Source organism: Aurantimicrobium photophilum (assembly GCF_003194085.1).
In the GTDB taxonomy this organism is placed as follows: domain Bacteria; phylum Actinomycetota; class Actinomycetes; order Actinomycetales; family Microbacteriaceae; genus Aurantimicrobium; species Aurantimicrobium photophilum.
The window spans coordinates 89147-110994 of record NZ_CP023994.1; the positions used below are offsets into that span (position 1 = coordinate 89147).

Consider the following 21848-nt stretch of genomic DNA (forward strand, 5'->3'; position numbering starts at 1 on the left):
CAGAGGAGGACTAGTCCTTCTTGCGCTTGCTGAAAACGAAGAGGTAAAGGATCTCGAGGATTCCTGCGGTGTTGAGAATAAACAGCACCACGAACCAGGGCACCGACTTAAGTGAGCCAGCGCGGTAAAGGGCAAAAGCTTTCCACACGTAGCTCCATAGAAACAGCAAAGCAAGTAGGGCGAATACTCCGGGCTGTTCAGCGAGAAGGCCTTGATCAGTGTTCATAGCTCAATTCTATGAACGTAGAGCTGTTAGCCAGCTGAATGAAGTGCTAACGTCATGCTCGTGAGCTCAACGTCGCGCAAAATCACTGCCCTTGTCCGCTGGGGAATTTCTGCGTGGGTTCTCGCAGCAATTGTGACCCAGATCTGGTCCGAAGTGGCCAATGATGCCTTCTATCTGAGAAGTACTTCAGCTACTTCACCATCCAGTCCAGCCTGATTAACATCGTGGCGTTTGCAGTGGGTGGCTATCTCGCCTGGACCACGGTGAGAGACACCAGGTTGTTCACCATCGTTAGGGTTTCGGTCTTTTCCTATGCGATTGTGACCGGCGTTGTCTATAACGTGTTGCTGAGGAACATCCCTTCCGAAGGCTATGAACCACCTGCCTGGTGCAATGAAAGTACCCATGTGTGGGTTCCTGTTGTCATCGTGCTGGAGTGGCTGTTTTCCTCCGGCCGCATTTCTTTACGTATCCGAGCAATGTGGTGGGCTTTGCTCTATCCCCTGGCGTGGGTGGCGTTCACCGTCATTCGCGGAATGATCACCGGATGGTGGCCTTACCCCTTCCTCGAGCCAGATGGACCTAACGGAGTAGGTGGCGTCGTTGCCTACATTCTGGGTATCGCCACCTTTATGGCCATCAACGCTTTTATTGCACTGATCATCGCCCGCACGTGGGCAAAGCTGCGCAAGCAACCCCTGCATCCCTAAGCAGTTACCGCTTGTTTACCTGCGAGTTCTAGGCTGGAACTATGAGCCCCAACAGCGACGGAACCTTCGACACCGCCGAGATTCTCAAGGCGACCTTCACCGCCGAGGATCTTCTTGACGATGATGCACCGAAGACTCTCGCAGAAGATGACGCGTGGCGTCAGGGCTTCCCCTATGACACCAAGCTGACGCGCAAAGAATATGACCACCGCAAGCATGTGTTGCAGGTGGAGCTATTGAAGCTCCAGGTCTGGATTAAAGAAACAGGTCAACGTGTCATCATCGTGTTCGAAGGCCGTGATGCTGCCGGCAAGGGTGGAACCATCAAGCGCTTCATGGAACACATGAACCCTCGCGGTGCTCGTGTTGTTGCTCTCGAAAAGCCCACAGAGCGTGAACGCAGTCAGTGGTATTTCCAGCGTTATGTTGAGCACCTCCCAGCAGCAGGCGAGCTCGTCATGTTTGACCGCTCTTGGTATAACCGTGCCGGTGTTGAACGCGTCATGGGTTACTGCACTGATGAGCAGTATGACGAGTTCATTCGCTCCACCCCGGAGTTTGAGCGCATGCTCGCCCAATCCGGTATCAAGATTTTCAAGTTTTGGTTCTCTGTTGGTGAAGCAGAACAGCGACGCCGCTTTATAGAGCGTCGCACCGACCCGGTCAAGCGCTGGAAACTTTCCCCCACAGACCTCGCGTCCCTGGATAAGTGGGATGCCTACACCGAAGCTAAAGAAGCAATGTTCCGCGCAACAGATACAGATGTTGCTCCCTGGACCGTAGTGAAGTCCAATGACAAGAAGCGTGCTCGCCTGGAAGCCATGAAGTGGGTTCTCAACTCCTTTGATTACGACGGCAAAGACAATAACGTCATTGGACCGAATGATCCTCTCGTGATTGGGAGTCCAGCAGAGGTCTACGACCAGGGCGAGACGCCCACCACAGCAATTCCGGTCGTGAAGAAGCTGCGTTAACTATGCCGTTTGATGTGAAGCTCACAGACATCTCCATTTCTCTATCTGGAGATGAAGAGCTTCGGGGCGTGCTGGCTGTTCCTGATGGAGAGGGACCCTTTCCTGCCGTGGTGATGGTGCATGAAGTATTCGGCATCGACGAGTCCATGCGCTCGCAGATTACCCGGATGGCCAGTGCGGGTTATCTGGTTCTGATGCCGGATCTTTATAGCCGGGGCGGAATGCGCAAGTGCCTCAAGGCAACCTTCCGTGCACTGGTGGACGGCGTGGGTCAGGCCTATACGGATGTGGAGGCAGCCAAGCAGCTCTTGCTCACTCGTCCCGATTGCACAGGCAAGATCGGTGTGGTCGGTTTCTGCATGGGCGGCGGCTTTGCGCTCCAACTCGTGAGCAAGGGCTATGACGCTGCCGCTGTGAACTACGGTCAAGCAGCTAAAGATCTCGATGCTCAACTGGCAGGATCTTGTCCCATCGTGGCAAGTTTCGGCGGTAAGGATATGTCTCTCAAGGGAGCTGGCCCCAAATTAGAAGCAGCCCTCACCAAGGCAGGTATTCCTCACGATGTGAAGGTTTATCCCGAAGCATCCCATGCCTTCATGAACCCCACCCAAGCAGGGCCTAAAGCACTGCGCCCCCTGATGAACACCGTGATCGGGTTCAAGCCACGACCCGTCGAAGCAGCCGATGCGTGGTCACGCATCGAAGCCTTCTTCGGCGAACATCTGGTCTAAAAGCTCAAGGTAAACTTCAAGGGTGACCATTCCCTTGATGCCAGCACGTTCTCAAGCACTGATGACAGCACTTTCAGAACGAGTGGTGATTGCTGATGGTGCCATGGGAACCATGTTGCAGGATCAAAACCCCAGCATGGAGGACTTCCAGCAACTTGAGGGTTGCAATGAGATTCTCAACGTCAGCCGTCCCGACATTGTGGCATCTGTTCACGACGCATATTTCGAAGCTGGAATCGACTGCGTCGAGACCAACACGTTCGGCGCGAACTGGTCCAACCTGGGTGATTACGGTATCGAAGACCGCATTACTGAGCTTGCTCAAGCAGGTGCTGAGATTGCCCGCGCCAGTGCTGAGAAATTTGAAGCACAAGACGGACGCATGCGGTGGGTGCTCGGCTCGATGGGCCCTGGCACCAAGCTCCCCAGCCTTGGCCACACAACCTATGCCAACCTCAAGGCAACTTTCGCTGAGCAGGCCGTCGGCCTGATTCGCGGTGGTGCTGATGCTCTGCTGATTGAAACTTCACAGGATTTGCTCCAGACCAAGTCTGCTGTCAACGGCTGCAAGCAAGCCATCGAAGAAGAAGGCATCAAGTTGCCCATCTTCGTCGAGGTCACGGTGGAAACCACCGGAACCATGTTGATGGGTTCTGAAATTGGCGCTGCGCTGACCACCCTAGAGCCTCTGGGTATCGACATGATCGGCCTGAACTGTGCAACGGGTCCTGCCGAGATGAGCGAGCACCTACGTCAGCTGTCGAAGTACTCGACGGTTCCCATCATGGTGATGCCCAACGCTGGTTTGCCCGAGCTCACTGCAGATGGCGCACGTTACCCACTCGGTCCAGAAGAACTTGCCACTGCTCACGAACAGTTTGTGAAAGAGTTCGGTTTGGCTCTGGTTGGTGGCTGCTGTGGCACAACCCCCGCCCACCTCAAGGCCGTTGTTGATCGCGTCCGCGGCATGAAGCTGACCCCGCGCAAGCCTGAGCACGATGCAGGTGTTGCCAGCCTGTATCAGCACGTTCCCTTCACACAGGACAACGCATTCCTCGCTATTGGTGAGCGCACCAATGCCAACGGTTCCAAGGCATTCCGCGAAGCAATGCTCGAAGGCCGTTGGGATGACTGTGTAGATATTGCTCGCCAGCAAGTGCGTGACGGAGCTCACCTGCTTGACGTGTGTGTCGACTACGTCGGCCGCGATGGCACCGATGACGCCCGCGAAATCGTGTCACGATTTGCGAGTGCGTCCACGCTGCCTCTCGTGATGGACTCCACCGAACCTGCTGTGCTGCAAGCCGGTATGGAACTCATTGGTGGTCGCCCCGTCATCAACTCGGTGAACTTCGAAGACGGCGACGGTCCCACCTCACGCTTTGGTCGCATCATGCCGTTGGTGAAAGAACACGGCGCTGCCGTGATCGCTCTCACCATCGATGAAGAAGGCCAGGCCCGCACCACCGCAGACAAGGTTCGTATTGCCAGCCGTCTGGTGGATACTTTGGTCAACGACTGGGATATGCGCGTCGACGACATCATCGTGGATGCACTCACCTTCCCGATCGCAACCGGCCAGGAAGAAACTCGCCGCGATGCCATCGAGACCATCGAAGCAATTCGCCAGATCAACGCCAAATACCCCGGCATCCACACCACCTTGGGTGTCTCGAATGTCTCCTTCGGTTTGAACCCCGCCTCTCGCGCTGTGCTGAACTCGGTCTTTATCCACGAAGCCGTTGAGGCAGGCCTCGACTCAGCCATCGTGGACGCCGCCAAGATTGTTCCTCTGGCGTCGATCCCTGAAGACCAGCGCAAGGTTGCGTTGGATCTGGTGTGGGATCGTCGTGAATACGATGCCGATGGCAACGTGAGCTATGACCCTCTCTCCACCATGCTCGATCTCTTCGATGGTGTGGACTCTGCCAGCCTGAAGGACGCTCGTGCTGCGGAGCTAGCTGCTCTTCCTGTGGGAGAACGCCTTGAGCGTCGCATTATTGATGGCGAAGGCAAGGGGCTTGAAGAAGACCTCGACCTTGCTCGCGCCAACGGGGTAAGCCCGCTCGAAATCATCAACGACCACCTGCTTGCGGGTATGAAGATTGTGGGCGAGCGCTTCGGTAGTGGTGAAATGCAGCTGCCTTTCGTTCTGCAATCAGCTGAAGTCATGAAGACGGCCGTTGCACTGCTCGAGCCCCACATGGAAAAGAGCGACGAAGCTGGCAAGGGAACCATCGTTCTGGCCACCGTCCGTGGCGATGTGCACGACATCGGTAAGAACTTGGTCGACATCATCTTGACCAACAACGGTTATGACGTCATCAACATCGGCATCAAGAAAACCATCAACGAGATCATTCAGGCTGCTGAAGAAAACAATGCCGATGTCATCGGCATGAGTGGTTTGCTGGTCAAGAGCACCGTGGTGATGAAAGAGAACCTCGAGGAACTCCAAAACCGCGGTTTAGGCACCAAGTGGCCTGTCATTCTTGGTGGAGCAGCCCTGACACGTACTTTTGTGGAGGACGACCTCGCCTCAGTATTCAATGGCACCGTGCGCTACGCGCGCGATGCTTTTGAAGGCCTGGCACTCATGGAACCTCTGGTCGCCATTGCTCGTGGAGCAGATCCTGACTCAGTGGGCCTGCCTGCACTCAAGAAGCGCATCCACAAGAAGAGCCTGCTCGAGGTTACCGAGCCCGAGAACATGCCTGCACGCTCTGACGTGGCACTCGATAACGCTGTTCCCACGCCTCCGTTCTGGGGAACACGCATCGTGAAGGGCATTGCGCTCGCCGATTACGCCGCTTTCTTGGATGAACGTGCCACATTCATGGGCCAGTGGGGCCTCAAGCCCAGCCGTGCCGATGATGGTGCCAGCTATGAGGAGCTCGTGGAGACCGAAGGTCGACCACGCCTGCGCTACTGGCTCGACCGCATCCTGGCCGAGGGCATCATGGATGCCTCGGTTGTCTATGGCTACTTCCCTGCCGTGTCCGAAGGTGATGACCTCGTCATCCTCAACCACGGCGATGACCCTGAAGGAATTCTGGGCCGACCAGGACTTTTAGCACCTGACGGTGGCTCAGCAGACCTGCCTGGTGGGGGAGCGATCGGCACCGACCGTCTGCGCTTCACCTTCCCGCGTCAGCGACGCGATCGTCACCTATGCCTGTCCGACTTCGTCAAGTCACGTGAAAGTGGCCAGATTGATGTCGTGGGCTTCCAATTGGTCACCGTGGGTGCCACGGTGGACACTTTTACCGCCAAGATGTTCGCCGAAAACTCCTACCGCGACTATATGGAACTCAATGGCCTCGCCATGCAGCTCACTGAGGCTCTGGCTGAGTTCTGGCACTCGCGTACCCGCGAAGAATTGGGATACAAGGCCGAAGATCCCGAAGATCTAGCCGGAATGTTCAAGTTGGACTACCGCGGAGCCCGTTTCTCCCTCGGTTACCCAGCATGCCCCGACATGGAAGACCGCAAGAAGGTTGTGGAGCTGCTGCGCCCTGAGCGTGTGGGTGTAGTTCTCTCTGAAGAACTCCAGCTCCACCCCGAGCAGTCCACAGATGCCTTGGTCTTCCACCACCCCGAGGCTAAATACTTCTCCGTTTAGCCCACTGTAACGATTATTCGTTGAGACAGCCCGAAAGGGCTGTTTTGTGTGCCCACAAACTCAATTTCAAATATGTACATAAAAAATACACAAAATTATGTACACATTTGATAACCTAGCAACGTGTGGTACTCAAATCCCGATGTCATCGTCAGCGTGGCCGATGCACGTGAGAACTTTTCAAAGATTCTGAAGACATTTCGGGCAGATCCGAATGCTCTTCCTGTGGTTTTGGGCGCACACCGCAAACCTGAGGCGGTCATTGTTCCCTATAAGGAATACATGGCCGGCCGAAAGGTGCTCCTCGGAGGTGTGGGCAATGTCAGCATGGAGGCACTCGGTGAGATGAGTGACGTGCTCCACAAGCTCGCTGCCATGAACAACATTGATGAGCTGGCTATCTTCGGGCCAGCATTGACCGATTCACTGGGCGAAGATGACGCACTGGACATGCTCGTGGGACCAAACCCTAGTGCGACCTACTTCGATCTGGTTCAGTTCGCCACCGAAATGGAGCTTGTCCTGCGCAGATTCGTCAATGTGGTGAACCGCGACGGATTACACCCCATCGCTGACGCCCACACGCTCGAAGAAGCGGTATATATCTAGAGCTTTGCCCGACGCAGTGCTTTCAGCGCAGGAACACCAATGAGTGCAAGGCCAATTCCTGTGGTCAGGGCCCGCACAGTGTCCCAGGTGAGAGTGGATGTCACCAGGGTATAAACCCCGAAGCGACTGAGGTTATCGGGTAGTGACCCGGCGGGAAGATAACTAATAGACGTTTCTGGTCCAACGCCAAAGGGCCAGAACCAGAGGTTCATCAGTGCCCCGAAGAGATATGACGCAATAACACCGTAAGCAATGAGCCACGTAATCTCTCTGCGTCGAGCTGCCTTGTCAGCAACACATGTGATGCGCCCTGGAATCAAGCCAGCTCCGGCGCCAACCCAACCCGCTGCAAACATCTGGAACGCAGTCCAGGGGCCAAAACCGCCCCACAATATAGAAGACAGCGCGATGGTGAGCATTCCGAGCAGGAAACCGAACCGGGCACCATAAGCACGTCCGCCCAGAATCAGAATGATGAAGACAGCTTCGAAACCGCCGACTCCGGTGCTTGCAATGCGAACAGCCGCTCCCACGGCGGCAAGCAGTCCAAGAAGTGCCAACGTCTTTGAACTTGAGACCGCTCCGTCGAGGAGCAACGAAATAACCACGATCAATGCAGGAACGAGCGCAAACACCACAACGGGAACAGCTGCCTGAGCCTGTTGGGGAAGAGCCGTGGCAAAGAGAGGCCACGCAAATGCACTCGCCGCAAGGACTGTGGCAAGGAGGACAAAACCATTCTTGACATTGAGGCGTTCAATCATGCGGTCACCTCGTCTGGAACGAGTGCACCCTCACGAATCGCAAGAACACGGCAACCCTGGTCTGCAACAAAAGCCTCATCGTGGGAAGCAAAAAGGACAGCCGTTCCTGTTTCGGCAACACAGCGCAAAACTTCAGCCATTGCTGTGCGTGCGAGGGCGTCCAAGCCGCGGGTGGGCTCATCGATGAGGACAACCTGAGGCTTCCACGCCAGTTGAAGTGCAATAGCCAGTGCCACTTGGGTTCCTGCAGACAAATCACGGGGATGAACGCTGAGTAACTCAGGAGATTCTTCGGTCGCCAGGATAGACCAGAAGGTCATCGCAGCGAGTCCGCTGTGTTTGTGGTCAGCAAGTGAATCAGCTCGAGAGAGCTCCTCTTCGAGGGTCTCTGTAATGAAGAGGGAGCGCACGTTCTCGGGAACAAGACGGAAGATGTTCTGCGAGGGAGCTGTAGCAGCCAAGGCATGGAGCAGGCTCGACTTCCCTACTCCGTTGGCACCGGTGATGGCGAGCATCTCACCAACATGGAGTGAGAGCGAAACATCTTGAACAAGTTCACGGCTGCCCTGGACCACGGAAAAGTTGCTCACCTGGAAGATTTCATCTGATCCCACGACAGGAAGAGAACGGGCAGGCAGCGTGTCCACATCCGAACCCCATTGGCCTGAACACACCTCGCCAGAACTCACCGAAAGCCACTGTGGTGTGAGGCGTTCGAGTTCGGAGGTGTGGTGCTCTGCCATCACGATGGTGAGTTGTTCTAACTTCTGGAGCTCGGCGAGAAGAGCAACTAACTCAGCTCGAGCGTCCCGGTCTAGATCAGCAAGAGGTTCATCCAGAAGAAGGATGCGGGGGTGCAATGCCAGTGCTGCAGCGATGGCAACGCGGGTTGCCTCTCCCGCAGAAAGTATTTCAATGGGCTGGTCAGCGTAGGCCTCCAGAGAGAACTGAGCGATAAGCTCCTCAGCACGATTAGAGGCTTCAGCTGTGGTGTGGCCACTGACGCGTAGGCCGAACTCCAGCTCCTCACGAGCAGTAGCGGCGGCAAAACTGAGACGAACGTCTTGGCCAACATACCCAATCAACCCTGCGGTGAGGCGAGGAGGAGTGAGGTTGCGATCAATCACACCCACGGTGAGTGTTCCTGTGTTCTGACCGTTGTGGAAGTGCTGGCTGAGGCCAGCAATGCTCTCGAGAACTGCAGTCTTGCCCGACCCGGTCTGTCCGGTGAGAACAGTGATCTCACCTGCAGGGATGGTGAGGGTGACGTCAGTCAGGACGGTCTTGTTGCCGTAACGAAGTGTGAAGTGATCTAGTTCGATCGAAGCCGAATCATTCACTGACGCTGGCTTGCCTGCCCCAAAGCCACGCAGATCCATGGCGGCTGCCAGAGCAACAGCTCGCTCAATGGTGTGCTCCAGAAGTGGAACAAGGAAAGCTGAACGAGATCGAACACCACGGAGTGTGCGAGCTGTGCCCAGCAGTTTGACCTGATGAATCAGGGTGGGGTAGCTGGACAGTGCAATAGCGAGTGCTGTTCCGATGGAGCGGCCATAACGCAGCGCTGACATCGCAGGCAGTAGCTTCCGCACATCCACCAGCGCGCTAAGGAAACCACAGACCACGATGACGAGGGCAAAAGGAACAGCAAGACTTGCTGCTTGTCCAATGGCCTGCCAGCTGAAACTTCCGAAGACCAGCCGGTAGACAATGCGCAACAGGATGAAAACAGCAGCAAACGTCAGGCTCACCCAGAAGGGAGCCCAACGTCCGCGGCTGTGAGAGATCATTCGACTACAGGAGTAGGAGTGCTGTCGCCGGTGGTGAAGACGAGACCAAGGGACTCGCCCTTCTTAACCGTGAGGTCGCCAAGCCCAGCCTGGGCGTAGTCCCACGAGGCAGCGTCAGAGCTCTTCTGCCAGAGTGCCCAGTAGGCGTAAGCAGGTGGCATATCTGCGCAGCTCTCCGTGAACTCGGCCTGTCCCTCCACCACAACAGGTTCGGTGGGTGAAGGCAGACCATTCACGCGGCAGACAATGGCATCGCCATAGGTGGCAGTGCCTTCCGTGGAGAAACCAGCGTCGTGGACAACATCAATAGCTTTGGCGGAAGAACCCGTAATCTCGATGCACTGCGAGCTGTTGGTGCCATCGAGGATGCCGAAGTTCACCACAACTTCAACACCGTCGCATGATGCTGTGGTGCTAGTGGCTTCTGTTGTGGTTGCAGCACAACCAGCAAGCAGAAAAGAGGTTGCTGCAACAAGAGCAACAGCAGAGCGAGCGCGGAATAGTTTCATTTCTTCTCCAGAGGTTTCACAATGATGTGCGCAGCTGGAGGCTTCCGAGATGTGCGCGGTAGTGCAAGTTTATCCCGAGTACTGGCAAGAGCCAGTCATAAGATGAGCACATGACTGAACGTGAATTTCTCGAACTCTGGAACAAGAATCGTCAGCAGATTGTGGTGTCCCAAATGGCGCCGACGTTTCTGCTCATTGTGACCGTGGGTCTGATCACTCTCGGTCTCGCAGGCGGGCCACTGTTTTTGAGCCTGGCCACCCTTGGCATTCTGCTTGCGTCAGGAATCTTGGGCGCTCTCGTTCAATACGCCAGTGCAACAGAGGCCATGGCAGTTGCCGCCGATTTGGCACTCGTGAAGTCACCTTCGGCAGCTAGCCGTCAGGTGGTCAAGTTTGCGCCATGGCTCAACGTCGTGCGGTTTGTTACTCCCGCCATCTTCACGCTGATTTTCTTGCTCTTGGCCTCAATCTTGTTGATGGGCTAGAAGCCGAAGTCTCCAAAGTCACCAAATCCGGCATCGCCGAACCCAGCATCACCAAAACCGCCACCATCGGCGGAGATGGTTTCAGCTCCACCAAAATCTGATCCAGTATCTGCGCCGGTGTCAGCTCCGCTGTCGCTGGCCATATCTCCGCCCATATCCATGGGCATGAAAGCACTCATCAGCGTTGAGGCGATGACATAACCGGCAACGCTTCCGAGAAGTGAACTGGCAAACATCGAACCAAATCCTGGACCGTTCTGTCCTGCCTGGCCGAGTGTTCGTTCCATGGTGCCGGGCTGGCGCATCTCGGAACGGGTGGCTGAGACAGCAAGAGCTCGAGGTTCATCGCTCAAGGGTGCTTCACCAGCTGGCGCATCAGCACTGAGCTGGGTAAACAACATCTTGCGCTGCTCCGGCGTGAGTTTGGCAAAGGCTTCTTCGTGCACTTGTTCAATAGCTTCAGGCGAGGCCGTGCGCAGGAGGTAGCGGTAACGCTCAACGGCAATCTCGTCTTGGTTGCGTGCGGCTGAAGCCTGACGAACCTGATCGGTTGTGCGGCGGTACTCCTCATCGGAGTTGGTTCCAAAGAGTCGATCTAGAAATCCCATGCCAACAGGCTATGGATTATCACTGGGAACTAGCTGAGCACCGCCTGAAAATGAGGCGAACAAAAAGCCCCTGATATTCAGGGGCTTTGAGGTGGTGGCTCCGACGGGCGTCGATCCCGTGACCTCACGATTTTCAGTCGTGCGGGGGATGATTCTGTTGAATGAGTTTCAGTCACTAACCCTTATATCGCTTAGGTTTTTGACGCTACTCGTTCACAACAGTCGGGTTAGTTCTTTGGGTTTTGTGGGCAAAATGTGGGCAAAAACAATTCAGTTTCTAAAAAATAAATTGCTAGAGGGCGGCATCTACTCCAGCAATTACAAATTTTTCTAAAGCCGCTGCTTCAGAAATGAAAGGCTTACCCGAATCGATTCGCTCTGCAGCTGAGGTAATTGCAGCAAAAATCAGGCTGACTTGAGAAGAAGGATCCTCGATACCCAACTCTTTAAGCGGCGAAATCAGGCTAGTCAGAAAGTAGCCGTGCATTGCCATCAGTTCGCCGCGTTGTTCTTCACGAAGATTCTTTACGGAAATCTCCCTCACCACACGGTGTTCTTTGCTTGCCATGTGTGCCAGGGAGTAGTGAATCCACAGACGCACTTGTTCCATCGGTTCTTGTTCGGCAGAGACAATACGGTCAATCTCATTGCTGAGATCTGCCATGTCGTTGATGAGTAGTTCACCAAGAATGTTTTCTCGGGAAGAGAAGTATTGATAAATCGCGGGGCGTGACAATCCAGTCGCCTGGGCGATACTCGCCATGGAAATTCCCTCGACGCCTGAGGCATCGAGCAACTGGAGAGAAGCCGACAAGATTGCTTCTCTGCGAGTATCTGCAATCGGGGAAACCATAACGATTAATCCTATAAGCGTGCGGTAATACCGCTTTCAGTAATTTCTCAGCTTGAGCGCAGTCTCACTTGTTGCGCAGCGACTGACGCGGCCTTGGCAATCTTGTCCACGTCGTCATCTGTCAAAGCACCGGAGACAAACCACGCCTCGAATGCAGACGGAGGTACCGAAATTCCCTGTTCAAGCAACGAATGGAAGAATACTGCGAAAGCCGAAGTGTCCTGCTTTTTTGCGTTATCAAAGTTGTAGACGTTATTAGGCGTGAAGAAGAAGGAAAAGAGGTTTCCCGCCTGCTGAAAACTGTGTTGGACATCTGCGGCGATTAAGGCATCAGAGATAGCAGAACCCACTTCACGAGCTCTGGAATCAAGTGCCGTATAAAGCTCTGAGTCACACAGCTCTAACGTTGCTAGACCGGCCGCGGTGGCAACAGGATTACCGCTCAAAGTGCCCGCTTGATATACAGAACCGCTTGGGGCGAGAAGTTCCATGACGGCAGCAGAGCCACCCACGGCAGCCAGCGGCATACCTCCACCAATGACCTTTCCAAAGGTGAACAAGTCAGGGGTCCAGTCCTCTTCAGTACCAAACTTTCCCCACCATCCACCTTGAGAGATTCGGAAGCCTGTCATGACCTCATCCAGGATGAACAGCGCACCGTGCTTCTTCGTAATGTCTGAGAGGAACTTGTTGAAACCTGGCAGGGGTGGAACAACACCCATGTTCGCAGGGGTTGCTTCAGTGATCACTGCGGCAATCTCAGAACCTCGTTCGGTAAAGAGCTGCGTCACAGCGTCAATGTCATTGAAAGGAACAACAATGGTGTCTTGGGTCTGGCCAGGCGTCACACCAGGTGAGTTAGGCAATCCGAGCGTCGCAATACCGGAGCCTGACTGAACTAAAAGGGAATCGCTGTGCCCGTGATAGCAACCCGCAAACTTCACGATCAGGTTGCGGCTAGTTGCAGCTCGAGCGAGTCGAACTGCTGTCATTACAGCTTCTGTCCCAGAGGAAACAAATCGCACGCGTTCACAAGCAGGAACACGAGCAGCAATTTCTTCAGCGAGCAATACTTCACCCGGTCCTGGTGCGCCGAATGAGAAAGACTTCTCCATTGCGGACTTCACTCGCCCCACAACATGTGGATGAGTGTGACCAACAATCATGGGTCCCCACGAACCCACAAGGTCTACGTATTCGTTGCCATCAACATCCCAAACTTTCGACCCTTCGCCTTTGACGAAGTAGCGGGGAGTGCCACCGACGGATTGAAATGCTCGGACAGGTGAACTCACGCCACCAGGGATGATGCGCTGGGCTCGGTTGTGCCATTGCAGTGACGTCTCAAAAGTGGTCATGATTGCTCTTTCAGTTTGAGTGCAAATTCAAGTGCCCAGTATGTGCAGATAATGTTTGCGCCAGCTCGCTTGAGGGCATAAAGAAGTTCGAAAATAGTTGCTTCCCTTGGAATGACGCCCTGAGCTGCTGCCGTTTCCACCATGGAATATTCACCAGACACCACATAGGCAGCAACAGGCTTGGAAGACAGTTGTGCCGCTTGTCTGAGCACGTCCATATAGGCGAGGGCAGGTTTCACCATCACCATGTCTGCGCCCTCATCCAAGTCCAGAAGAATCTCTTCAGCTCCCTCTTTGGTTCGGCGAAAATCTTGTTGGTAGGTCTTGCGATCACCAGAAAGTTGAGATTCCACAGCATTACGGAAGGGGCCATAGAAGTTCGAAGCATACTTCGCGGCATAGGCAAGAATCCCGGTGTTCACAAACCCACGGGCATCTAGACCGTCACGAATGGCAGTAACCTGTCCATCCATCATTCCGCTGGTTCCCAAGAGATCAGCTCCAGCTTCCGCGAGAACGGAAGCCATCTCCACGTAGTGCTTCAATGTCGCGTCATTATCAACCGCTCCGGAGGAATCCAACACTCCACAATGTCCATGATCAGTGAATTCATCGAGGCAGAGATCTGCAACGAGCACTAACGTGTTGCCCACGTGCTCACGGGCTTTCCTGACTACTCGAGTCAAGATTCCCCCAGACAAGCAGGCCTGGCTGCCTGCCTCATCTCTCTCTTCAGGAACAGCAAAGAACATGACAGAAACAATCCCGGCAGCAATCGCGTCGTCAAGGACGTGAAGGAAGGATTGTTCTGTGTGCTGTAGAACACCAGGCATGCCCGGGATTTCACGAGGTTCAGTGATCCCCTCCTTTACGAAGATGGGGAGCATGAGGTTTTTGGGGCTTAATGTGACATCTGCAACGAGCTCGCGCATCGCTGGGGTTGTCCGGAGTCGTCGTAGACGATTAATCATGAGCTGTGTGCTTTCAGATATTCGGAGATGGTCAGGGCAACTGTTTCAGGGCTGGGGTCGACTGACACTGCGGAAACGGAGAGACCTAGCACCCCCGCCTGCGCTGCAGTTGTGCGCCCAGCACAAAAGACAGGAAGGTCTACTACCCCGTTGAAATCAACAAAGGCACGAGCAGCACTCGGGGAGCGAAGCAGCACTCCTGAAATCTGTCCGTTGGCTATCTGTTTCACAGACGTGGGGAAATGTGTAACGGCTTCAGTCGCATAAATCACTTCTTCCACAAGCTCAAAGCCATGTGTGATCAGAGTTCGGGAAAGTGACTTCATGGCAATAGAACTCGAGGGGATGATGACAGGACAAGGCTCTGTTTTCGCAATCACCGAAGCCAGTGAGTCTGAATCTGCCTCGCTTGCACGAAGTACGTTGTGAGCACCGAGGTCATTGAGCAGCTTCTCGGTTTGTGCGCCGATTGCTGCGAAATTGAGATCAGGCGCTGTCTGAATAATCTGCTCAAGTTCGCCAGGATTAAGTTCTGCTTGAAAAAAAGACAGGGCATTTGTCGAGGTCACCACGAGCCATTTGCTGCCCGGTGCAATCAACGCTTCACGCAGTCGAGCGATCCCTCCAGGATTGTTAACTTTGGAAATGCTCAGATAGGGATCGACGATGCTCTCGACACCATGCACGTCAAGTGCAGCCTGATCAACGTCATTTCTGTTTGCACGGATGAGGAGTATGCTCATTTCCAAGCCACCCGCTCTGCGATAGGACTTGCCTTCAAGCGGGAAGCAATCTCGAGGCCTAATTCTTGTGCCCGTGGGCACTCATCAAGACCTAGTTCAGCACTGAGTTCAACCCGTTGAGACTCTCCCGTGCTTTCCACGGACAACTCTGCACGAAGGATGAGGGTTCCTTGTTCCCAGAAAGCCCATGCCCCAATTGCTGTGGCACAACCGGCATCCAATCCGACTAAGACATGACGTTCCGCTGCGACAAGAAGTCGGGTCTCCTCATCATCGAGAACAGCGAGAAGCTTTCGGACATAAGCGTCTTCCGAGCGGCATTCAATTGACAATGCGCCCTGTCCTGCTGCCGGAATGAAGTCGGTGTTCTCAAATATTTCGCAGACCACATCAGCCCGCCCAATACGGTTTAGCCCTGCCATGGCGAGTAACGTGGCATCAAATTCGCCCTGCTCGACTTTGGCAATTCTTGTGTCGATATTTCCGCGGATGGAGGTCACGGTCAGATCTGTTCGCAACTGCCGAATACGTGCCGCACGTCGTGGTGAAGACGTCCCAACGACAGCCCCTGCAGGCAGTTGCATAAGAGGGATATTTCCTCGACTCACGAACCCATCACGCGAATCTTCACGGAGGGGGATGCATGCAGTCTCGATTCCCGGGAAGGGCTGGGCGGGGAGATCTTTCATGGAATGCACGATGAAGTCGACCTCATGAGAAAGGAGAGCATCACGTAAGGCAGAGACGAACAGGCCCGGGGTCTTTGATTGATTGAGCGGTTCGGTGCTGATGTCACCCTGTGTCTGTATGAGGACTTCTTCAATCTCCAGATCAGGATGCTTCTGACATAGCTGGGAGGTAAAAAGTCGGGTCTGGGTGAGGGCGAGAAGACTGCCTCGCGTGCCCACGCGTAATTTAGCCACCTTCGTTCACCTCGATATTAAAAAGAAGCCGAACAGCATTGATGTAGTCATCGTGATTGCCATCAACAGCGAGCTCTTTGGCCTTTACAGACGGTGCATGCAAGATGGCATTTGTGACTTTGCGAAGGGACTTCTGCACTTCTTCGGCAGCTGAATTGCCGGACTTTCGCCTCACACTTTCAATCTCTTCATCAACCCAAAGGCCGATGTGTGAACGAAGTGCGGCAACGACAGGATCGATACTTCGTGACGCCATGCTGTTTTCAAAATCAGTCACAGCAGTATGAATGATTTCTCGCGCGGTGAGGACAGATTCAATGTGTTCTTGAGGTGCCCGATGCTTAATCTGCTCAAGATCAATCACACTCATTTGCTCGAGCTGAGACACCTCCGGCGCAACATCCTTCGACAGTGAGACATCGATAAGCACTAAATCTGACTTGCCCGATCTGTAGGCGAGGACTTCCTGGGCAAGGGTTACATCGACGGCATACCCAGGAGCGCCACTTGCGCTGATGACGAGATCTACCTCTGCCATGACCTGAACGAGTTGCTCTTTGCTCACGGGAGTTGTTTCATGATTTTCTGAAAACTTCTCAGCCCGTCCCGCACGTGAGTACACAAAGATGTTGTCTACGCCCTGCCTCTGAATCGCCGCAGAAACTACTCGGGAATAGGCGCCCGTGCCAATGAGGAGGACCGACTTACCTGCAATCCCGCCCAACTCTTCAGAGGCCACATCCAGTGCCGTCGTGATGACCGAACGCCCAGAAGCTCCCAGACCGGTTTCAGTCGTAACTGCTTTGGCAACCGAGGCCGCGTTTTGGAACAAGTGGTTCAAGTTTTTAGAAACATAGCCCCGCTGATGAGCCAGAGAAAGTGAGCGTTTGACCTGCCCAGATATTTCTTCCTCGCCAACAATCATGGACTCAAGTCCCGCGGCAACAGAGAACAGGTGTTGCGGAACACTATCGCCGTAGAGAACCTTCAACATGGACGTGACTACCTCGGAAGAAACGCCTAATGCAGTTGCTACCGCAGAGGTGACATAGTCCATGGAGTCGTGAAATGACTCCGCCTCAAAATAAATCTCAAAACGGTTACAGGTCGCCAACACGACGACCCCTTCAAGAAAAGAATCATGCGGACTCAAGGTGTTTAACACCTGCGCCGAAGCTGCTTCAAACTTCTCGAGATCTGTTAACGGGGTGTCGTGGAAGTCGGTTCCTATAAAGACGAGTGCCACAAAGCTCAACATAACAACTGGGCTTCTGACACTGTGTCAGCTTTTCTGGCCTCTCCGCTCTAGAGAATGAGCCTGTGAATCTACCCGCGGAACACCCACTAAACACCGGCGCAACTGGCGCATCTTTATTGGTGTTGAACATGCGCGGTCACCGCACCTCTCCTCTGCCCGTATGGTTCATGCGTCAGGCGGGTCGCTCGCTACCTGAGTATCGCAAGTTGCGCGAAGGCATCGCGATGCTAGATAGCTGCCTCACTCCTGAACTGGTTGTCGAGATCACTCTGCAACCCGTGCGACGCCATGGGGTGGACGCCGCTATCTTCTTCTCCGACATTGTGATCCCCCTCAAACTTGCTGGTCTAGATGTTGATATCAAGCCAGGTGTAGGTCCTGTGTTGGAGAATCCGGTGCGAACCAAAGAAGCCGCCGATGCGTTGCGCCTGATTGATGGCGACGCTTTTGCTCCCATCACAACTGCTGTTGGCATGCTTGTGAAGGAACTAGCTTCAACTCCCCTGATTGGGTTTGGTGGAGCTCCCTTTACTCTTGCCTCCTATCTCATCGAGGGTGGTCCGTCGAAAGAGCTCCCCCATTCCAGAGAGATGATGCGAAACCAGCCTGAGCTGTGGGCTCAGATTTTGAACTGGTGTGCAGATATCACTGCACAGTTCATCTCCGCACAGGTCGTTGCAGGTGCGAGCGCACTCCAAGTTTTTGATAGCTGGGCAGGACGTCTGAGCCCGGATGAATATGAAACATTTGCCAAGCCCTATTCAGAACGATTGTTTTCACAGCTTGCACTACTCGTTGACAAGGATGGAGTTCCGGTTCCGCGCGTTCACTTTGGCGTAGGAACAGAGTCACTCTTGGAATCTATGCATGAAGTAGGTGCAACTGTGATGGGTATCGATTCCAACACTGATCTAGAGCGTGCTTCAGCACTTTTCACTAACAAGGTTCCTCTCCAAGGCAACATCTCTACAGAACTGTTGACAGCAAACTGGGAGACGTTGGCAGAACACATAGATGAAGTTATCGCCTCTGGTTTGAATGCTCCTGGTCATGTGGTGAATCTGGGCCATGGTGTTCCCCCTGAAACAGATCCAGACGTGCTCACCCGAATTACTGAATACATCCACCGCACAACAACATGATTCAAACAGATCGGGTCGTCATTGGTGCCGGGATTTCCGGCATGCTGGCAGCGCTTCGGGCGACTTCCCGTGGCGAAACGGTTGTAGTTCTCGAGAAAGAAGCGCACGCTGGTGGACTGATTGCACCCGTCACTATTGGCGAGATTGATATCGATGCTGGCGCTGAAGCGTTTTCAACCGCCGGGGAGAGCTTCCTGCAGCTGCTCGATGAATTGGGTTTGAACGATCACATCGTTTCCCCCCAGCGAACTGATGCGCGCATCGTTGCCTCCCCGACGCTTCGGTATCCGATTCCACATGGTGTTTTAGGGATCCCGAGTTCACTTGAGGACCCCGAGCTCGCTTCCATCATTTCTCCGCAGGGACTGGAAGAAGCTCGCCGCTTAGATGCACAACCAGTCGGTGAGCTGCAGGGTGTGAGCGTGGCGGAATTGGTTAAGACACGTCTCGGTTCTGAGTTTGTTGACAAGTTAGTCGATCCTCTTTTTAGCGGGGTTCACGGTTCGTCAGCGCACACGCTGTCGGCCGAATCCACAATTCCCGCACTTCTGCGAGCTCTGAGAGAAACAGGATCTCTGTGTTTGGCAGCACGACAAATTCGCGCCTCCCAGCCGCGTCCTGGAGCCGCTGTGGCAAGTCTTGATGGCGGCATGTTCACTCTCGTCGCTGAGCTCTATCGACTTTTGGTGAGCAAGAAAGTTTGGTTCTCTTTCAACAGCAAAGTAGCCAGTGTCCAGCAGGAGAATGACCAGTGGCGCTGTGAAACGAGTAACGGAGCCTTCGTCAGCACCCACCTGACTATTGCAACCGGAATCAGTACTGCTTTACACGTCCTCACGTCCTGTGACAGTCAAGAAGTAGTTGCTGAACTTGCAACACCGGAGACTCATTCCGTCGATGTTGCACTAGTGATTTTGTTGGTCGAATCGACCCAGCTGGATTCCTTCCCCCTCGGTAGTGGCGCGCTCATGTCAGAGAACAGTGACGTGACCGCAAAGGCATCAACTCACGTGAATGCCAAGTGGGAATGGGTGGACAATGCCCTGCCAGAGCATCACCATCTCATTCGCCTGAGTTATGGCCGCGACGGAATTCTTCCTGAGGGTGATCTCATTTCTCTAGCCCAGGAAGACCTTCCCCAGCTTTATCAAATTGACGACGCGACTATTCACAGTGCGGTAGTTCAGCATTGGCCCGGTTCGCTTTATCAAGCAAGTACTCCAGCCAAGGCCCAACAAGAGCAACTCCTAAACACTGCACAAAAACTCGATGTCGAACTGTGTGGCTCCTACATTTCCGGAAACGGACTACTTGGCATTACTCGTGATCACTATCAAAGGATGACCCCGTGACAGAAACAAAATTCGACACCATCAACGACACCATTCGATACACAAACTGGACGTCATATCGCATGATGAGTCCCGTCGCTCTGCCGGAAGCTGCCCAAGCAGAGTTCACCGAATGGGTTGCGAGCTTGACTGCCCGTGACCTCACCTTGCGTGGAACTTACGACATTCGAGGGTTCCGTGGAGATACAGCCTTGCTGTTGTGGATACATGCCAGCTCTGCAGAAGAAGTTCAAGATGCTCTCAAAGAGTTCTCCCACCTTGCATTCGGCAAACACTTTGAATCCACCTGGTCTGGAATGGGACTTCACCGTCCTGCAGAGTTCAATCGGACTCACGTGCCCGGCTTCATGTTGGGAAAGGAAGCAAAGAAGTGGCTGTGCATGTATCCCTTCGTGCGCTCTTACGACTGGTATCTCATTCCTGAAGAGGAGCGTCGTGAGATGCTCGTCGAACACGGTGTTGCTGGTCACAAATACGAAGGCATCACTTCCAGCACGGTGGCGTCTTTTGCTCTCGGAGATTACGAGTGGCTGCTTGCTCTCGAATCTGAAGACCTTCACGAAATTGTCGACATGATGCGCGACCTCCGATACACCAAAGCTCGAATGCATGTCCGCGAAGAAGTTCCCTTTTTCACCGGCCGTAACGTTGAACTGACACAGATTGCCGAGAACTTCTCATGACCTACGACGCAATACTCCTCACATCCTTTGGCGGACCCGAAGGTCCTGACGAAGTGATGCCCTATCTCGAGCGCGTCACCGCCGGTCGCGGTGTTCCACGAGAAAGGCTAGAAGAGGTCTCGCACCACTACCTAGCTCTGGGTGGCGTCAGCCCCATCAATGAACAAAACCGTGCTCTCCTTGCCGCGATGAGGGAGAGGTTCCCCGAACGAGGGATTGATCTCCCGATCTATTGGGGAAATCGCAACAGTGCACCGTTCTTTGCTGATGTCGTCAAGGAAATGTATGACAACGGCCACCGTCGCGTTCTTGCGTGGGTCACGAGCGCTTACTCGTCCTACTCAGGGTGCAGACAATATCGAGAGAACCTCTATCAAGCCCTGGCGGACAATGACCTCGTCGGCAAAATGGTCATCGACAAAGTGCGTCACTACTTTGATCACCCAGGTTTCCTCCAGCCTGTTATTGAAGACCTTGAGGACAAACTCCAAGCAATGGTCAAGGACGGCCTAGATTATTCAGAAATCGACGTCATGTTTGCCACCCATTCCATTCCAGATGCCATGGGTGAAACGAGTGGACCACCAGCTTTGCGAGAAACCTTTGAAAAGCCAGGTGGAGCTTATGAAGCTCAACATCTTGCTGCTGCAGAAATAGTGATGAATAAAGTCCATTCTGATCTAGGAGTTTCTTCGGTGTCATGGCAGCTCGTCTATCAATCTCGCAGTGGCTCCCCACAGATACCTTGGCTCGAACCTGACGTCAACGACGCTATTCGGGATATTCACGCATCGGGAAAGAAAGGCGTCATCGTTGTTCCAATCGGTTTTGTGAGCGACCACGTTGAAGTAATTTGGGATCTCGACAACGAAGCACAGGAAACTGCGTCAGAGCTGGGGATGTATTTTGCTCGCGTCACCACTCCTGGGAGCAGTCTTGCTTTCACAGACGGTATCGCGGATCTCATCCTGGAACGGGTTAACGGAGCTGCTGCTCAAGCACTCTCACCTCTGGGACCTTGGCCAAGCCAATGTGTGGCTGGGTGTTGCCCTAATTTGAGACGTGAACTCAAAGTCATAGCCGAGGCCAGCGCAGAGTAAGCAGGAAGCTCTGAAATCTGCTACTGATACATCCGACAGAAAATCTAAAACCCCCGCGCAAGCGGGGGTTTGGTGGTGGCTCCGACGGGCGTCGATCCCGTGACCTCACGATTTTCAGTCGTGCGCTCTACCAACTGAGCTACAGAGCCCTAAGCAAACTAGCCGCTTAGATGAAAAACCCTTCCGAAGAAGGGCATCCGCGACCCTGACGGGACTTGAACCCGCGACCTCCGCCGTGACAGGGCGGCGCGCTAACCAACTGCGCTACAGGGCCTTACTTGGTAATCAGTTCATCCTACATCTTGGTGACCCCAACGGGATTCGAACCCGTGTTGCCGCCGTGAAAGGGCGGAGTCCTAGGCCGCTAAACGATGGGGCCAAGAAGTAGAGATAAAGCAACTACCGAGAGATAAGCATAGGGAAAATGCGTGCGGTTC

Annotated in this window: 22 protein-coding genes and 3 tRNA genes; 11 read left to right on the forward strand and 14 right to left on the reverse strand. The window is 54.1% G+C overall.

All coding sequences use genetic code 11. The annotated features are described in order from the left end of the window. Window positions 1–10: 10 nt before the first annotated feature. Window positions 11–226 (reverse strand): DUF5652 family protein, encoded by a 216-nt coding sequence (locus tag AURMO_RS00455; RefSeq protein ID WP_110232646.1) that lies wholly within the window; start codon window positions 224–226, stop codon window positions 11–13. Window positions 227–286: 60 nt separating this feature from the next. On the opposite strand from AURMO_RS00455, the gene AURMO_RS08860 reads away from it, so the two are divergent. The 6 genes from AURMO_RS08860 to AURMO_RS00480 all read left to right on the forward strand — a co-directional run bounded on the left by AURMO_RS08860 (window position 287) and on the right by AURMO_RS00480 (window position 6872). After that, entirely contained in the window at window positions 287–442 is a 156-nt protein-coding gene (locus AURMO_RS08860; protein ID WP_162532617.1) for a hypothetical protein, read from the forward strand. 8 nt (window positions 443–450) lie between these two features. Then, entirely contained in the window at window positions 451–936 is a 486-nt protein-coding gene (locus tag AURMO_RS00460) for a Pr6Pr family membrane protein (RefSeq protein ID WP_162532618.1), read from the forward strand. A gap of 41 nt (window positions 937–977) precedes the next feature. Then, window positions 978–1910: a polyphosphate kinase 2 gene (gene ppk2 / locus AURMO_RS00465; RefSeq protein ID WP_110232648.1), complete on the forward strand. Its 933-nt coding sequence runs from the start codon at window positions 978–980 to the stop codon at window positions 1908–1910. 2 nt (window positions 1911–1912) lie between these two features. Then, on the forward strand, window positions 1913–2641 hold the full coding sequence (locus tag AURMO_RS00470; protein ID WP_110232649.1) for a dienelactone hydrolase family protein: 729 nt from the start codon (window positions 1913–1915) through the stop codon (window positions 2639–2641). Between the two features lie 37 nt (window positions 2642–2678). Beyond that, the gene (metH, locus tag AURMO_RS00475) at window positions 2679–6263 is read left to right on the forward strand and encodes a methionine synthase (protein ID WP_110234815.1); all 3585 of its coding nucleotides are present in this window, start codon (window positions 2679–2681) and stop codon (window positions 6261–6263) included. Window positions 6264–6386: 123 nt separating this feature from the next. Beyond that, window positions 6387–6872, forward strand: coding sequence for a hypothetical protein (locus tag AURMO_RS00480; RefSeq protein ID WP_110232650.1), 486 nt, complete (start codon window positions 6387–6389; stop codon window positions 6870–6872). Here AURMO_RS00480 and AURMO_RS00485 read toward each other — a convergent pair. From AURMO_RS00485 to AURMO_RS00495, 3 genes are read right to left on the reverse strand one after another with little or no spacing between them, the layout of a single operon-like run. Next, on the reverse strand, window positions 6869–7636 hold the full coding sequence (locus tag AURMO_RS00485) for an ECF transporter S component (RefSeq protein WP_110232651.1): 768 nt from the start codon (window positions 7634–7636) through the stop codon (window positions 6869–6871). The two genes, AURMO_RS00480 and AURMO_RS00485, sit on opposite strands and share 4 nt — an antisense overlap. Continuing rightward, window positions 7633–9426, reverse strand: a complete 1794-nt coding sequence (locus AURMO_RS00490; RefSeq protein ID WP_110232652.1) for an ATP-binding cassette domain-containing protein — start codon at window positions 9424–9426, stop codon at window positions 7633–7635. Before AURMO_RS00490 ends, AURMO_RS00485 begins: the two co-directional genes overlap by 4 nt. Next, window positions 9423–9935 (reverse strand): hypothetical protein, encoded by a 513-nt coding sequence (locus tag AURMO_RS00495; RefSeq protein ID WP_110232653.1) that lies wholly within the window; start codon window positions 9933–9935, stop codon window positions 9423–9425. The genes AURMO_RS00490 and AURMO_RS00495 overlap by 4 nt, the downstream gene beginning before the upstream one ends. A 110-nt stretch (window positions 9936–10045) precedes the next feature. Between AURMO_RS00495 and AURMO_RS00500 the strand changes: the two genes are divergently transcribed. After that, a complete protein-coding gene (locus AURMO_RS00500) occupies window positions 10046–10420 on the forward strand; it encodes a hypothetical protein (protein WP_110232654.1) in 375 nt (124 codons plus the stop codon). Here the strand turns inward: AURMO_RS00500 and AURMO_RS00505 are convergent. The 7 genes from AURMO_RS00505 to AURMO_RS00535 form a co-directional block, all read right to left on the reverse strand. Beyond that, window positions 10417–11028 (reverse strand): hypothetical protein, encoded by a 612-nt coding sequence (locus tag AURMO_RS00505; protein WP_110232655.1) that lies wholly within the window; start codon window positions 11026–11028, stop codon window positions 10417–10419. The genes AURMO_RS00500 and AURMO_RS00505 overlap by 4 nt on opposite strands. A gap of 292 nt (window positions 11029–11320) precedes the next feature. Beyond that, complete coding sequence (locus tag AURMO_RS00510) at window positions 11321–11881, reverse strand: TetR/AcrR family transcriptional regulator (RefSeq protein WP_110232656.1); 561 nt, start codon at window positions 11879–11881, stop codon at window positions 11321–11323. A gap of 47 nt (window positions 11882–11928) precedes the next feature. Next, window positions 11929–13239: a glutamate-1-semialdehyde 2,1-aminomutase gene (gene hemL / locus AURMO_RS00515; RefSeq protein WP_110232657.1), complete on the reverse strand. Its 1311-nt coding sequence runs from the start codon at window positions 13237–13239 to the stop codon at window positions 11929–11931. Further along, window positions 13236–14210, reverse strand: coding sequence for a porphobilinogen synthase (gene hemB, locus AURMO_RS00520; protein WP_110232658.1), 975 nt, complete (start codon window positions 14208–14210; stop codon window positions 13236–13238). The genes hemL and hemB overlap by 4 nt, the downstream gene beginning before the upstream one ends. Continuing rightward, the gene (locus AURMO_RS00525; protein WP_110232659.1) at window positions 14207–14953 is read right to left on the reverse strand and encodes a uroporphyrinogen-III synthase; all 747 of its coding nucleotides are present in this window, start codon (window positions 14951–14953) and stop codon (window positions 14207–14209) included. The genes hemB and AURMO_RS00525 overlap by 4 nt, the downstream gene beginning before the upstream one ends. Further along, window positions 14950–15876, reverse strand: coding sequence for a hydroxymethylbilane synthase (hemC, locus tag AURMO_RS00530; protein WP_110232660.1), 927 nt, complete (start codon window positions 15874–15876; stop codon window positions 14950–14952). The genes AURMO_RS00525 and hemC overlap by 4 nt, the downstream gene beginning before the upstream one ends. Beyond that, on the reverse strand, window positions 15869–17134 hold the full coding sequence (locus AURMO_RS00535) for a glutamyl-tRNA reductase (protein WP_110232661.1): 1266 nt from the start codon (window positions 17132–17134) through the stop codon (window positions 15869–15871). The genes hemC and AURMO_RS00535 overlap by 8 nt, the downstream gene beginning before the upstream one ends. Before the next feature lie 62 nt (window positions 17135–17196). Between AURMO_RS00535 and hemE the strand changes: the two genes are divergently transcribed. The 4 genes from hemE to AURMO_RS00555 are packed head-to-tail and all read left to right on the forward strand — an operon-like array spanning window position 17197 to window position 21411. Then, entirely contained in the window at window positions 17197–18276 is a 1080-nt protein-coding gene (gene hemE / locus AURMO_RS00540) for a uroporphyrinogen decarboxylase (RefSeq protein WP_110232662.1), read from the forward strand. Next, entirely contained in the window at window positions 18273–19628 is a 1356-nt protein-coding gene (gene hemG, locus AURMO_RS00545) for a protoporphyrinogen oxidase (protein WP_110232663.1), read from the forward strand. Before hemE ends, hemG begins: the two co-directional genes overlap by 4 nt. Next, window positions 19625–20311, forward strand: a complete 687-nt coding sequence (gene hemQ, locus AURMO_RS00550) for a hydrogen peroxide-dependent heme synthase (protein ID WP_239406840.1) — start codon at window positions 19625–19627, stop codon at window positions 20309–20311. Before hemG ends, hemQ begins: the two co-directional genes overlap by 4 nt. Further along, complete coding sequence (locus tag AURMO_RS00555) at window positions 20308–21411, forward strand: ferrochelatase (protein WP_110232664.1); 1104 nt, start codon at window positions 20308–20310, stop codon at window positions 21409–21411. The genes hemQ and AURMO_RS00555 overlap by 4 nt, the downstream gene beginning before the upstream one ends. A 73-nt stretch (window positions 21412–21484) precedes the next feature. Here the strand turns inward: AURMO_RS00555 and AURMO_RS00560 are convergent. From AURMO_RS00560 to AURMO_RS00570, 3 genes are all read right to left on the reverse strand, one after another. Further along, window positions 21485–21560 (reverse strand) — tRNA-Phe (locus AURMO_RS00560). 51 nt (window positions 21561–21611) lie between these two features. Further along, window positions 21612–21685: transfer RNA gene (locus tag AURMO_RS00565), tRNA-Asp, on the reverse strand. 29 nt (window positions 21686–21714) lie between these two features. After that, window positions 21715–21790 (reverse strand) — tRNA-Glu (locus AURMO_RS00570). Window positions 21791–21848: the final 58 nt, after the last annotated feature.

Excerpts from the sequence above, each read along its gene's own strand:
- AURMO_RS00490 (WP_110232652.1), bottom strand. The coding sequence starts at position 9,426 with ATGATCTCTCACAGCCGCGGACGTTGGGCTCCCTTCTGGGTGAGCCTG.
- AURMO_RS00455 (WP_110232646.1), bottom strand. The coding sequence starts at position 226 with ATGAACACTGATCAAGGCCTTCTCGCTGAACAGCCCGGAGTATTCGCC.
- AURMO_RS00495 (WP_110232653.1), bottom strand. The coding sequence starts at position 9,935 with ATGAAACTATTCCGCGCTCGCTCTGCTGTTGCTCTTGTTGCAGCAACC.
- AURMO_RS00505 (WP_110232655.1), bottom strand. The coding sequence starts at position 11,028 with ATGGGATTTCTAGATCGACTCTTTGGAACCAACTCCGATGAGGAGTAC.
- ppk2 (WP_110232648.1), top strand. The coding sequence starts at position 978 with ATGAGCCCCAACAGCGACGGAACCTTCGACACCGCCGAGATTCTCAAG.
- AURMO_RS00535 (WP_110232661.1), bottom strand. The coding sequence starts at position 17,134 with ATGTTGAGCTTTGTGGCACTCGTCTTTATAGGAACCGACTTCCACGAC.
- hemL (WP_110232657.1), bottom strand. The coding sequence starts at position 13,239 with ATGACCACTTTTGAGACGTCACTGCAATGGCACAACCGAGCCCAGCGC.
- hemG (WP_110232663.1), top strand. The coding sequence starts at position 18,273 with ATGATTCAAACAGATCGGGTCGTCATTGGTGCCGGGATTTCCGGCATG.
- AURMO_RS00485 (WP_110232651.1), bottom strand. The coding sequence starts at position 7,636 with ATGATTGAACGCCTCAATGTCAAGAATGGTTTTGTCCTCCTTGCCACA.
- AURMO_RS00525 (WP_110232659.1), bottom strand. The coding sequence starts at position 14,953 with ATGAGCATACTCCTCATCCGTGCAAACAGAAATGACGTTGATCAGGCT.
- metH (WP_110234815.1), top strand. The coding sequence starts at position 2,679 with ATGCCAGCACGTTCTCAAGCACTGATGACAGCACTTTCAGAACGAGTG.
- AURMO_RS00500 (WP_110232654.1), top strand. The coding sequence starts at position 10,046 with ATGACTGAACGTGAATTTCTCGAACTCTGGAACAAGAATCGTCAGCAG.
- hemB (WP_110232658.1), bottom strand. The coding sequence starts at position 14,210 with ATGATTAATCGTCTACGACGACTCCGGACAACCCCAGCGATGCGCGAG.
- AURMO_RS00510 (WP_110232656.1), bottom strand. The coding sequence starts at position 11,881 with ATGGTTTCCCCGATTGCAGATACTCGCAGAGAAGCAATCTTGTCGGCT.
- AURMO_RS00555 (WP_110232664.1), top strand. The coding sequence starts at position 20,308 with ATGACCTACGACGCAATACTCCTCACATCCTTTGGCGGACCCGAAGGT.
- AURMO_RS00470 (WP_110232649.1), top strand. The coding sequence starts at position 1,913 with ATGCCGTTTGATGTGAAGCTCACAGACATCTCCATTTCTCTATCTGGA.